Origin of the sequence: Sebaldella termitidis ATCC 33386, from assembly GCF_000024405.1 — a bacterium.
Lineage (GTDB): Bacteria > Fusobacteriota > Fusobacteriia > Fusobacteriales > Leptotrichiaceae > Sebaldella > Sebaldella termitidis.
Map to the genome: position 1 here is coordinate 2,507,230 of NC_013517.1, position 13,195 is coordinate 2,520,424.

At 35.2% G+C, this 13,195-nt stretch carries 8 protein-coding genes; all 8 read right to left on the minus strand.

Annotation, left to right across the window (positions count from 1 at the left end; all coding sequences use genetic code 11):
- Nucleotides 1-142 precede the first annotated feature (142 nt).
- On the minus strand, nucleotides 143-6,946 hold the full coding sequence (locus STERM_RS11595) for an autotransporter domain-containing protein (RefSeq protein ID WP_012861806.1): 6,804 nt from the start codon (nucleotides 6,944-6,946) through the stop codon (nucleotides 143-145).
- A 313-nt stretch (nucleotides 6,947-7,259) separates the two neighbouring features.
- The gene (gene kdsB, locus STERM_RS11600) at nucleotides 7,260-8,003 is read right to left on the minus strand and encodes a 3-deoxy-manno-octulosonate cytidylyltransferase (RefSeq protein WP_012861807.1); all 744 of its coding nucleotides are present in this window, start codon (nucleotides 8,001-8,003) and stop codon (nucleotides 7,260-7,262) included.
- Nucleotides 8,004-8,151: 148 nt separating this feature from the next.
- Nucleotides 8,152-8,646: a YcxB family protein gene (locus STERM_RS11605; protein WP_012861808.1), complete on the minus strand. Its 495-nt coding sequence runs from the start codon at nucleotides 8,644-8,646 to the stop codon at nucleotides 8,152-8,154.
- A gap of 79 nt (nucleotides 8,647-8,725) precedes the next feature.
- Nucleotides 8,726-9,511: an ABC transporter ATP-binding protein gene (locus tag STERM_RS11610; RefSeq protein ID WP_012861809.1), complete on the minus strand. Its 786-nt coding sequence runs from the start codon at nucleotides 9,509-9,511 to the stop codon at nucleotides 8,726-8,728.
- A gap of 4 nt (nucleotides 9,512-9,515) precedes the next feature.
- Nucleotides 9,516-10,613: an ABC transporter permease gene (locus tag STERM_RS11615; RefSeq protein WP_012861810.1), complete on the minus strand. Its 1,098-nt coding sequence runs from the start codon at nucleotides 10,611-10,613 to the stop codon at nucleotides 9,516-9,518.
- A 36-nt stretch (nucleotides 10,614-10,649) separates the two neighbouring features.
- On the minus strand, nucleotides 10,650-11,636 hold the full coding sequence (locus tag STERM_RS11620) for an ABC transporter substrate-binding protein (protein ID WP_012861811.1): 987 nt from the start codon (nucleotides 11,634-11,636) through the stop codon (nucleotides 10,650-10,652).
- Nucleotides 11,637-11,663: 27 nt separating this feature from the next.
- Nucleotides 11,664-12,659: an ABC transporter substrate-binding protein gene (locus tag STERM_RS11625; protein WP_012861812.1), complete on the minus strand. Its 996-nt coding sequence runs from the start codon at nucleotides 12,657-12,659 to the stop codon at nucleotides 11,664-11,666.
- Between the two features lie 78 nt (nucleotides 12,660-12,737).
- Complete coding sequence (locus STERM_RS11630; protein ID WP_012861813.1) at nucleotides 12,738-13,184, minus strand: HutP family protein; 447 nt, start codon at nucleotides 13,182-13,184, stop codon at nucleotides 12,738-12,740.
- Nucleotides 13,185-13,195: the final 11 nt, after the last annotated feature.

Genomic DNA, 13,195 nt, shown 5'->3' on the forward strand with positions numbered 1-13,195 from the left:
CTACATCAATAATTCTATCACATTCAGCTTAAAGCTACAAATTTTTTTGTATACATGTTTTATAATTTTTTTAATAAAAAAGGCAGTTATAGCTAAAAAACTATAACTGCTTATCTATTTTTATTATTATGACATTAATTTTTTAAAATACAGCTTTCAAACTGATACCGACCCTGTAATCTTCCTGATTATTGTCTCCTGTTACATATTCTCCTGTCATGAATATGCCGTATTTCTCTTCTACCTCCACACCTACAGAAGCTTTACTTCTAAAAGCCCCTTTTTCTTCCTCGGGTTTTGATAAATTATGATATCCGTCTTCTATTGCCACAAGTCTTGCTTTTTCTCTTTCATTAAGGTTAGCAAGTTCATATTCGTAGGCAAGGTCAAGCGTTGCTTTTGCTTTCCACCCTCTCGGTCCTAAAGGCATCTCTCCTTTGACTTCCACACCTGCTCTTGGTTTTACGCTCCATGCATCATTACCGTCTACTTCCAGAGCTTCCAGACCTGATTCGGTAAATGAAGGTCTTACAGCATACATTGCCCGTAATCCTCCGTAAGGTGTTACAGATGAATTTTTCCCTATTTTGAATTTTTTCCCTAATGAATTATCAAAAGTAAGCGAATATGTTTCAAATGTACCGTCCATTTCTGATCTTCCGTTTACAGGCCAGTCTATATTTCTATCCACATTGTGAATACTTGCTCTTCCGGTAAGATCATTTTTCATGACCCAGTCATTGGCTTTATATTTATTATGTATTCCCAGCTGAACTGTATCTACCCATTCTTCACTGTTATTTCCGTCATTGAATTCAAAGCCTGTATGCATATAGCCCAGCGAGTAACCGAAAGTATGTCTGTAGGTTCTCTCCACTTCCCTCAAAGCCTGAATTCCTGTAGCCTTATAATCATATCCGACTACTCCGTCCGTATCTTCTTTCCTTTTTCCATCACCGACTATAACATTAATTTTTACATTTTCTTTAGTGTTATTCTTAGAATTTTGCAGTAAATCCAGTGAATTTTCAAATATTCTTGCTATATCTTCTTCACGCTGATTTAAGTTAGCATATACATTTCCAGCCAGACCTGCCATTATATGCCTAAAGTCTGCCTCATTGCTTATATAATCTATTTTGTTAAAGATATTTAAAGCTTCTGATGATATTCCGTCTACACCGTACTTTTTATCAAGATTTTTACCAAAATCTTCATACCACAGACCGCCTGTGAATTTATCATACGGAATTTTTTTCATCCATATATCTACATTACCATTACTGTTTATCTGAGGTATTGCTTCCCATGTAAGCGACTTACTTACTACAGGTACAGTTCCGGTATTTGGTCCTCCGCCCGGAGTCGTAGGATTAAATACATCTTTTAATTTATATACAGTGGCATTTGTCCCCTGTGTAAAATCCGGTGTTACTATAACAGGATTATTTTCATCCACTTCAAATGTCGGTGCATTGAATTTTACCGAATCTGATACAAATTTTGCTCCTGCATCTTCAGGAAGAGTTGCTTTTCTTATCGTAGCAGGATCTACTTTTATTGCTATTTCTACTCCGTTTACGCTGAAATTTTCATTTACATTTATTACTCCTGAATTTATTATACTTGGTATTTCATACAGTGAATTTATTGTCTGCGTTAATCCCAGTCCATTAATTGAACCGCTCAGAATATTTATTGTTCCTTCTGCATTATTAACAAGCTCCGAGCTGTTTGCCAAAAGTATTGCTATATTATTTTCCCCGCCTACATTTATAATACCGTAGTTTTCCACTCTTGATCCGGCATTTCCATACATACCGTAAGAATTAGTTCCTGTTATATTAATAGTTCCCTTATTGGTAATCAATGCCCCGCCTACTGCAGCCATTCCTATGCTTTCATTACCCGCCACAGTGATAGTAGCTGTATTTTCATTAATTATCTGTGTATTTTTACCTTCTGCATATAATCCCACAGCACCGTCTGGCAGATAGATATCCCCTTTATTAACAGAAACTGTACTATGGTTTGCATCTGTTTTTGAATAAAAAGCTACTGCACCTGTTCCGGCATATATGTCTCCCGAATTTGTTACCGAAGAATTTTCCCCGTATAATCCTACTGCATAAGTATTCATAAAAGTATTAGTTTTGCTTTGTATATCAGAATTCCCTAGATAAAGATCACCAGAATTATTTATTACGCCGCCTTTATTATATACTGCTATATTTCCTATTCCTGCCGAACCGTCTATTATATTGTTATTTGTAACAGTTTCCCCATTTACTGAATATACCGCTATACTCTCAAAACCAGACATATTTATTTTGTTATTATTTGTAATTGTACTTCCGCCATCAGAGTATACCAGTACTTCATTACTTCCCAATGACATAACTGCATTATTTTCAAACGATGCTCCGCTGTTTAAGATAAATCCATAATTTCCTGAACCTATGCTCATATTTGACGAGCCGTTTACTATTTTAGCTCCGTTTATCCCGTATACTCCTGCTGTCTCATTTCCGCCCTGTAGCGTAATTTTTGAGTTTCCGTGTATATTAACAGTATCTCCGTCACTATAGATTCCTATTCCTCCGTCACCTACAATTATTTCACCGTCTTGCTCCACTGAGCCCAGCCCGGCTGCAGAGCCGGCTTTATAAATACCTATTGATGATATTCCGACTGTTATTTTCCCTGTATTTGTATTATATATTTTTTCGTCTGTATTTTCACTGTATATTCCTAACCCCGGATTTACAATATTTGTAGAATTCCCTATATTTATTGCTCCGGAATTTGTCAGTACAGCAGTACTTGAAGCTGTATATTTTGAGAAAATTCCTATGGAATCATTTCCTGAAAGATTTATTTCAGACCCTGCCGCATTAGTTACATCCATATTTCCTTCGGCATATATACCTATTACGTTATTACCTGTACTTTTTATTGTATTATTATTAGTTACAGTTCCTGTATTTTGTGCATAAATACCCTGACTTGAAGCTCCCGTTTCTATAATTCCGTTATTTGTAATAATTCCGGAATTTACCCCGTACATTCCTACTGATGTATTACCTACAGCAATACTATTTGTATTTAAAGCTCTTGCTCCATTAACTGTGTATATTCCTGCTGAAGAATCTCCCATTGTAATTATGCCCTGATTTTCAGATTCTACAGAATATGGTGCTGATAATGCTCCTGAATAAAGACCGCTTCCATATAAAGCTACATTATTAGTTCCTGTTCCTGTTATTGCTGTTCCGGAACTTACCAATACTGCGGAGTTTATTCCGGAGAACATAACTCCGTTATCTCCAAGCGTATAATTAACCGCATTAGTCTGATAAAGCCCTGAATCTATATTAGCCACAATATATGAAGAACCGGCAGATGAATTAATTGTCAGGTTATTGGTAAAATTTGAGCCGGTACCTTTTATATTAAATACTATGGCATTTTGTCCGGTAATATTTATGGTTCCCGAAGTTCCGTTAAAATTACTGCTATTATCCAGATAAAAGCCTACCGCATTGTTACCGGATAGCTCAACTGTTCCGGAATTAAAGTTTATATCACTGTTATCAGCATAAATACCTGCATTACTACTGCCTGCCTTTATCTGACCATTAGTATTTGTAAATGTTCCGCCGGTTACATATGCTCCTACACTGTTTGCAGAATTAGTAAAATTAAGTATTCCTGTATTTACTGCCTGTACATCATTTCGGTTTATTACAGAATTTCTATTCTCTGCATATATTCCCACAGCCTTATTTTGTCCGGAAATATCACTTATATTTCCTGCATTGGTAATATCTGCCTTATCCGAACCGTAGCCTAAGACTGCAGAAGTCTTGGTTCCGTTGTACGTTACACCGGCCAGTCCCACACTGTTATTCCCTACATTTATTACTCCGCTTCCCGAATTCAGAATTTTTGTATCATTTAGTCCCAATATTCCTATAGCATCATTCGAGATTGTTATTGCCCCGTTATTTGTAATATCTCCGTATACCGAATAAAGAGAAACCGAGTCGGTTCCGCTCATATTAATATTTCCGTCATTTACGACTGCTATATCACTTTGTATCTGCCCTGCTTTATTGACTTGCTTTACTATGTTCTGTCCGCCGGCAGTTCCTGTTATATATGTTCCCGAAGTAATATTTACCTTGGAATTCACGGCACTCATTAAATTAATCGGATTATTAGAATTATCTAAATCATATGGATTTGAAGCTGTTCCATATGACGAATTATTATCAATATTAAAAATACCATCTGTAAGTAGTGCAAATCTGTAGTTTCCGTTAATTGTAAGACCGCTGCTGGTTAATACATTATTTGCCGTTGATATCATAGATGTAAGATCTATTGCAGAGCTTCCCAGCACAAAAAGATTCCCGTAACCATTACCTGAAGTCGGCATATTTATTGTCAGATTTCCTATTGTTCCGTTAAATGTATCATTTATATAATTTGTAAAATCTGCAGTATTATAAGTAGCAGAACTAAATTTGAATACTGTTCCGCCTGATTGTACATCTACAGATGTTGACGGATTAAGAACAAAGCTTCCGTAGTTTACACCAGCTGTTCCGTTAGATGATGAATAATTATTATAAAACATTAATCCGCCGCTTTGAATAGTCCCCACAGCTGTTCCGCCAAATTTTATTTTTCCGGCAGTATTCTTAATGCTGTCATAGCCTGCATAAAATGCAATCCCTTTATTTTTAGCTATTACACCCTGTCCGTCTAATACCACAGTGCTCGCTGAAACATCTGTGGAAGCATATATTCCCGCCGAACTGTTGCTTGTTTCTATTTTTCCGGCAGCGGTATTTGTAAAATTACCCCCTGTTAATACAACAGCGGCTCCGTTATTTTCTTTTGTTATTGTCCCGGCATTTGTTGCACTTCCGCCTGCTGCTGTTATAATTCCGTTTGTTCCGTCGCCTGTCACAGTTATAATTCCGTTATTATTGAAAGTACCGTTGTTTTGTACATATGCCCCTGCATTTCCGTTTCCTGATGAAACAGTCAGATTACCCGTAGAATCCAGGGTAATTTTCCCACCGGTTGCTGCAAGTCCTATATTATTTTCACCTTTATTTATAAGAACATTTCCTTTTATTGTTAATTCCCCGCCGTCTGCTCTCACTAAAGAACTGTTTCTTGCATAATCTCCGAACAATATATTATGAACACCGGTTGCTGCTGTATTTCCAGAACCTATTGTCAATGTTAATTTTGCTGCATCTGTATAAAAACCCGCAGCATTTTCTGTATATGCAGCAAGACCGCCTGATGCATTTCCTATGCTGCCGCTTTTATTACCCGTAGTTCCTATATTTATGTTCATTGATGATAATGAAGGATCAAATGCTCCGACAGTAGAATTTTGTGCATATATCCCTACTGTTTCATCACCAGTTAATTCAAGCGCTTTTGTAAATGTTATTGCAGTTTTACCAAAATTTGTTATTTCTCTATTAGGAATATCTTCAGAACTTTTTTCAGATAATATTATACCTATTGAGCCCAGACCGTTTAATGATATATCGCCATTATTCGTAAATAATGTTCCTCCTGCTGGTGTACTTTGAAGCTGATTTCCCGGAGCTGTGAAATTACCTAAAATATCTCCGGCTCCGTCTAAAATTATTTTCCCGGTTGAGGTATTGGTAAAATATAAGAATCTGTTATCATTATTACTGCTGCCGCCTCTGTCATCAATCGTGCTAAAAACAATTCTTGATCCTGGTGTTGTCCCAGTTACAGCATCTGCAGATGCCAATATTGTTCCGCTGTTTTCCATACCTGAATTTGCCGTTCCGCCATGGTACTGCACGCCGAACATTATTAAATTCTGACCTTTTAATGTTATATTAGTTGATTCGGCAATTTCCCATTTATTTTCACCGCCATTATGTGAATCAGTAAAAAACAGAAATTTAGAATCTGTAAAGGAATCACGAAAACCTGTATATGAAATATCCATATCGTCTATTTTTAAAGTCAGTCCTTTGCTTCCTCCGACAAGCTTCATCACATAATATCTGTTAATATTGTTCCAAGTTCCTCCTAATGTGCTGTAACCTGTATAGTTTCCTAAATCAGTCCATCCTATAGAATCTGTATTTGCTATAGTTCCGGTAATAGTATTGCCTGCATCTATAGTTATATCAAAGCTTCCTTGACCGCCCGCTCCGGTTAACTGCTGCTGTGACAGAATAGCATTAGGATTACCGTCAGTTCCGCCTGCCATATAGCCGTTGCCGTCATAATTCAATATAGCCTGTCGATCATTATTCCCTGATCCCTTTACACTTATAGTCGGTCCGGTAATATTCTTGACAGTCAATTCAGCCACTGAAACATCAAATTCTTCAAATTCAGGTACATCAATAACTGGTACATTAATATTAGGCAGTACCACAGTAACTGCCCCAGCCGGGTTCACCTGCACTACAGGCGGGGTCTGAATAGCCAGAGAAAGCGGTACTCTGCTTACTTCCTTCATAGGAATTCTGATTCCTAAATCCACTTCTTTTGAAACCTGAGTTCCCTGCATAATTTTTCCTTGTATTCCGCTTTCGTTATAATCGGGGTCTGAATGATATTTTGCATTGGCTTTTGTGTTATCTCCACGTTCTACATGGTCATAAAATCCACTGAAAAATATCTGCCATTCCAAATATTCCGGTTTTACAATGTAGTCAGACTGTTCATATAAGTCCTTTAGTTCTTTATTCCTTTTATTCAGGACTTCTTCCAGAAAACCGTAATCTTTCTCGCTTACTCCTTTGTCATCCATCAGATTCTTGTATATCTTATCAAGCTTGCTGTTTACCTTGATGTTAGTTTCTGCATAAGCTGCCGTCATCGAGTATAGCGCTAAAAATGATAACAATAACTTTTTATTTTTCATAAATTCCTCCTGCTTTAATTTATCTAAAGCAATACTTTTATATTTTCACAAAGAAAATAAAACAGCACTGCTAATTTTTCTCCAACCATCTTAAGTATCTGACTTTATTAATCATCTGTAAATTAAAGTTAGATATCCTAGTATATAGGATACTATATTTTTATTTATTTTGTCAATCATTATTCATTATATTGTCTGATATTTAAAATTAACATTTCAATATCAAATATTAATCTCTTTCTTACTTAGTAAATATTTCCATTAAAAAATACCATTTCTTTATAGATTATAATAAACAAATGGTATTTATTCTTTACAGAGTAATATTATTTTTTTTAATTATTTCTTCTACTTCCAGTAAATCTTCTTTTGTATCCACACCTTTTACGGTACTTTTAGTTTCATATACTTTTATTTTATAATCGTTCTCTAAGAATCTGAGCTGTTCCAGCGACTCGATATGTTCCAATACACCGTCCTTCATATTATCCATATTGTTCAGAACCTTACTTGTATATCCGTAAATTCCTACATGTCTGTAGTAAATAAAGTCATCATCAGCGTTTCTCATATAAGGTATCAGGCTTCTGCTAAAATACAGGGCATTATCGGAAAAATCAGTAATAACCTTTACTACATTGGGATTTTCCTTATCCAAAGAACATTTTATCTCTTCTTTTAATGTTATTATCTCTGCTTTTTCAGTTTTATATTTATTGACAAGTATATTTATTGATTCAGGATCAATTATTGGTTCGTCCCCCTGTATATTTATTATGAACTCAAAATCTTTATATTCGTCAAATCCTATTACTTCCTGTATTCTGCTTGTTCCGTTTACATGATCATCTCTTGTCATCACGGCTTTACCGCCAAAGTCTGCAACAGTATCAAAGATTCTTTTATCATCAGTAGCTACTACTACATCATCAAGTTCAGATTTTATACTTCTTTTATATACCCATTCGATCATTGGTTTCCCGCAGATCAGCTCCAATGGTTTCCCGTTAAACCTTGAAGATGCATATCTTGCAGGAATTACTCCTAATATTTTCATAATTTGCTCCTTCTAAAATACACCATTATTCTTTCTCATGATTTTATCATATCTTATGGTAACTTCCAAGATATTTTAAAACATATCTCTATATTTATTTATCAGCGTAATTAGATTTTCAATTCTATTGTTTATATTCTTTTTTATTCTAGTTATATTTACTTTCCGGAAATTTCTCACAAAGCTGTAAAATAAATTTTTCCAGTTCATCGGCACTAAAAGCATCTTTTGGTATTACTGAATAATATTTTTTACCGTACAGCAGCAGTATTGTATTGGGTGTTTCTATAAAGCCTTTGTAATAATTCCAGTCTATATCAGAATTGATATCTTTTTGTTTATACCTTATTTTATCTGTTGAAATAATCAGTTTCTGGCTTCCGATTTTTGCTGTATACATTTTAAAATACATATAAGTCACAATTTTTTCAAAAATATTCAGCATAAAAATAATACCGAATACCAAAAATATTATTCCTAATAAAAAGTTTCCAATTGTCAACATAAAAATACCAATTAGTAGAACAAATATTTCCATTATTTTATCAAAAATATTTCTTTTTATTTTACTTTTTGTATAATACTTTGCTGCTTCAAAATAATTTTTTATATCTGCATAATATTCTATTTTGATTTCTTCCATATACTCCTCCTTTTAAAATAATTTATTGGATTGATAAAAAAAATGAAAAACCAAATTCAGTTTTCCATTTTTCCATTTATTAAAATAAATCCTTATCCGCTAATTTTGCATCTTTTTCATGGAAAAATTCCAAAAGCTTTTCCACAGTCAGATGTTGTTTTTCTTCACCTTTCAAATCAAGGATTATACTTCCGTCGTGAATCATTATCAGTCTGTTTCCATACTCTATAGCATCCTGAAGATTATGTGTTATCATAAGAGTGGTAATATTGTTTTTTTCTACCAGCTCTTTTGTCTTATCCAGAATAATCTTTGAAGTCTTCGGATCCAAGGCTGCCGTGTGTTCATCCAAAAGCAGTACGTCAGGATGATTGAGTGTTGACATTATCAATGAAAGACACTGTCTCTGACCGCCTGACAGCAGTCCTACCTTTGTATCCAGCTGTTTTTCAAGTCCTAGATCAAGACTTGCGAGTATTTCTTTATAATAAGGTATATTCTTTTTATCCAGACCAAGTGTAAGATTAAAGCTCTTTCCTTTGTTCTTAGCCATAGACAGATTTTCCAATACAGTCATTGACGGCGAAGTTCCCTGCGAAGGATTCTGAAAAACCTGAGATATCCACTTTGCTCTTTTATGTCTGCTTACCTTAGTTATATTTCTATCTCTCAAAACGACTTCTCCTGCATCCGGTATTACATTTCCGTTTATTACATTCAGTAATGTTGACTTTCCTGCACCGTTGCTTCCTATGATTGAAACAAAATCGCCTTCATTTGCTATAAAATTGGTATTCTGAAAAACGTCTTTTTTTGATCCCAGCTCACTTACGAATGTCTTATATACATTTCTTAATTCTACCATTATTCTATCCTTTTGTTTTAAAAATTATTTTTAATTTTTTGCCGGAAAATGCCAGTATTATTACTACTATTAGTGCAGTAATCAGTTTTAAGTCTGTTGTTCTTATTTCAAGCATTTTTATAGCGCCGTCTGAAAAATGCAGTGCTTTATATAATGCCTTAAACCAGTCATTTGATCTAAGAGCTATATAAATGATGAACTGGTACAAAATCGCACCTATTACTACTATCGAAGGATTATTTATTATTTTGTCCTTCTTTAACACACCCTGACCTATTATTATAGAAGCAAGACCTATTACCATAGTTCCTATTCCCATCTGCAGATCGGCAAATTTCAGATACTGTCCGTAAAGTGAACCTGATAATGCCACAAGTCCGTTTGCCATCATCAGACCAAACATTTTCATATTCTTTTCATTGACTCCCAATCCGACTACCAGATCCTCATTATCTCCTATAGCTCTTAAGGCAAAACCGAATTTTGTATTAAGCAGATAATCAAGACATAATTTTATTATGAATACTATATCAGCTATTATCATTAAAGTTACGTTTTTATTTATTACAGTGTAAGTCATAAGAATAATAAAAAGAATTATATATAAACAAGTACTTATTATAAATGATCTCTTATCTTTCAGAGCTTTATCGCATAAAAATTTCAAAAACATACACACTACGAGTATTATAACCAAAATATATAATTTATCATAGCTGAATAAATTAAATATTGTCTTATCACCCGGAATATATACATTGGCTTTTCCTACTACTCTGGAATTCACGCTGTATAAGGCTGACATCGTAAGTATTCCTGCAAGAAGATTACTTATATTCAGTCTCACGTGCATTGCTCCTGTGGCCATTCCCGCAAGAGCACCCGCTATAAATGCGATAAACATTCCAAGTATAGGATTTATATCCTTTAAGACTACTGCTGCCAATACAAATGCCCCTAAAGGAAATGATCCGTCTACCGAAAGATCCGGAAAATCCAGAATTTTATATGTCAAATATATACCCATTACCATTATAGCCAATATCAGACCCTGTTCAAATACCGTTGTTAATCCTGCAAAAAAATTTAAAAGTCCTTCCATTACATTTTTTCTCCTATCCTACTGTTATTCGTTATATTAATCAACGAATTTCACTTCATTTTTCAGCTTTTCAGGTAAAGTCACCCCTATAGCCTCCATAGTCTTTTTATTAAATACCAGGTTTGTAGGCTTTAATGTGACTATTTCCAGGTCAGAAGGCGATTTCCCGTCTTTCAGAATCTGTGCAGCCAGCTTTCCGGCTTCTTTTCCCAGCTCATAGAAATCTATTCCTTTTGTATAAAGGGCTCCGTTAGTAACTGACCCTTCGTCTGTGGCTATTACTATTTTTTTTGCTGCATTGGCTCTTTCTACCACTACAGGCATATTAGATACTACCAGATTATCAGTAGGAATATACAGAGCATCTGCTTTTGAAAGAAGATTGTCCAGTGCCTGTGTTAACTCACTCACTGCTGTTACTGCCTGTTCTTCTACTTTTATTCCCTTTTCTGCTGCTACTTTCTTTATAAGCTCTACCTGTGTTACAGAGTTTTGCTCTGATGAATTATATAAAACTCCTATTGTTGTTGCATTGGGATTTAATTCTTTCAGAACATCCAGCTGTTCTGCCACATTGTCTACTCTGTCGCTGCTTCCTGTAACATTAGGCTTTATCAGACCAGCCGCTTCAGGATCAGTTACTGCAGTAAATATTATCGGTATAGAGCTTGTTGCGTTCACAGCTGCCTGCGTTGTTGGTGTAGCTATTGAAAATATCAGGTCTACTTTATCAGTAACGAATTTATTCGCTATTGTATTTGCTATTGTTATATCTCCCTGTGCATTCTGCTCGTCGTATTCTACATCCAGTCCGGCTTCTTTCAATGCATCTTTAAACCCTTCTCTTGACTGGTCTAATGCCGGATGTGAAACTATCTGTGTTATCCCTATTTTATACTTTTTTGCTCCTTCTGTCTGAGCTGTTTCAGTTTTTGTCTCTGCTTCTTTGTTTTCTTCCTTATTTCCACATGATATCAATGAAAATAACACCATTATACATAATAAATATGACAGCTTTCTCATAGAACCTCCTAAATCATTTCAAAAAAATTATTTCGCTTTAGTTTCGATAAACTTAGCTTTACTCATAACATCTTCAGGAAGTTTTATACCTAATTGCTCCAGTGTTTGTTTATTTACCGCTATCTCAACAGTTTCAGATATTTTATACGGTAAATCTGACGGTTTTTTCCCGTCTTTCAAGATTTCCGCAGCCATTTTCCCGGCTTCTTTCCCTAACTGGTAATAATCTATTCCTTTTGTTATGAATATTCCGTTTTCCAACATTCCTGATTCTGCAGCAAACGTCATTATTTTAGCTGCATTTGCTTTTTCTGCAATTAGTGCCGAACTTGATGAAATCAGGTTATCTGTGGGAAGATACAATGCATCCACCTGTGTCAGCATCTTATCTATTGCCTGAGGTAATTCATTTGCCGAACTTATCCCCTGCTCCACAATTTCAAAATCATACTTTCCTGCTACTTTTTTTATCTCTTCCAATTGTACTAATGAATTTTCCTCTGAAGAATTATATAAAAATCCAATTTTCTTTGCATCTTTAGATATTTCTCTTAATAAGGCCAGCTGCTGCTCAATATCCACTTTGTCACTGCTTCCTGTTACATTCGGTTTTACCAGTCCGGCTGCTTCAGGATCAGTTACCGCCGAAAATAAAATCGGTGTATCGCTTGTAGCGTTTGACACTGCCTGTGCTGTTGGTGTAGCTATTGCAAATACTAAGTCCACTTTATCAGTAACGAATTTATTCGCTATTGTATTGGCTATTGTTACATCTCCCTGTGCATTCTGCTCATCGTATTCCGCTTTTATTCCTGCTTCTTCCAGTGCATCCTTGAATCCTTCTCTTGCTTTATCCAGAGCTTGATGTGACACTATCTGAGTAATTCCTATCTTGTATACTTTATCATCTGCTTTTGTCTCGGTGTTTGCAGTATCAGTCCCTGTCTTAGCTTCTTCTTTTTTATCTCCGCACCCTATTAATATTAGTGATAACATCATCACTAAAAACATTATTTTTTTCATTTGTTTCCTCCTACTATCCTACTAAAATTTTTATTCTTACTTATAAATACTATCAAAAATTATGAATTAAGTCAATTATTAAGTCAGTTCCTTTTCCTCTTTAAATATCGGAACAGACCTGTGTGCAATGGAACTTATCACCTCATTAAACTGTAGTACTCCCACGCTTAGGAATACCGCGACGCTGAGATGTTCCCCGTCTCTTGCTATCCCTATCTTTCCTCCTACACTCAAACCGTTTATATTAGTTTCTATCTGGCTTATTGCTTCTCTCATGGCACCTATTACCGCTCCGTCATGTACATGACTGTCAGTAATAAGACCGTTTCTCTTAGCCGCTACCAGTGCGCTCTCTATAAACTTAAACCTGGAATCAGGCATTTTTCCGCCGATATCCACAGCAGCTACTTTTATATTTTTCTTTTTGAAGTCTTCCATGTACTTTCTTTCTTCTTCTCTTGAAGAAATAGCCATTTTCAGTGCTACTCTGCATACCTGTACGCTTTTATTATCATTAAATCCCATGTTTCCTCCTG

Bases quoted from the DNA above. Each gene is read 5' to 3' on its own strand.
- STERM_RS11595 (WP_012861806.1), bottom strand. From the start codon at position 6,946: ATGAAAAATAAAAAGTTATTGTTATCATTTTTAGCGCTATACTCGATG.
- kdsB (WP_012861807.1), bottom strand. From the start codon at position 8,003: ATGAAAATATTAGGAGTAATTCCTGCAAGATATGCATCTTCAAGGTTT.
- STERM_RS11605 (WP_012861808.1), bottom strand. From the start codon at position 8,646: ATGGAAGAAATCAAAATAGAATATTATGCAGATATAAAAAATTATTTT.
- STERM_RS11610 (WP_012861809.1), bottom strand. From the start codon at position 9,511: ATGGTAGAATTAAGAAATGTATATAAGACATTCGTAAGTGAGCTGGGA.
- STERM_RS11615 (WP_012861810.1), bottom strand. From the start codon at position 10,613: ATGGAAGGACTTTTAAATTTTTTTGCAGGATTAACAACGGTATTTGAA.
- STERM_RS11620 (WP_012861811.1), bottom strand. From the start codon at position 11,636: ATGAGAAAGCTGTCATATTTATTATGTATAATGGTGTTATTTTCATTG.
- STERM_RS11625 (WP_012861812.1), bottom strand. From the start codon at position 12,659: ATGAAAAAAATAATGTTTTTAGTGATGATGTTATCACTAATATTAATA.
- STERM_RS11630 (WP_012861813.1), bottom strand. From the start codon at position 13,184: ATGGGATTTAATGATAATAAAAGCGTACAGGTATGCAGAGTAGCACTG.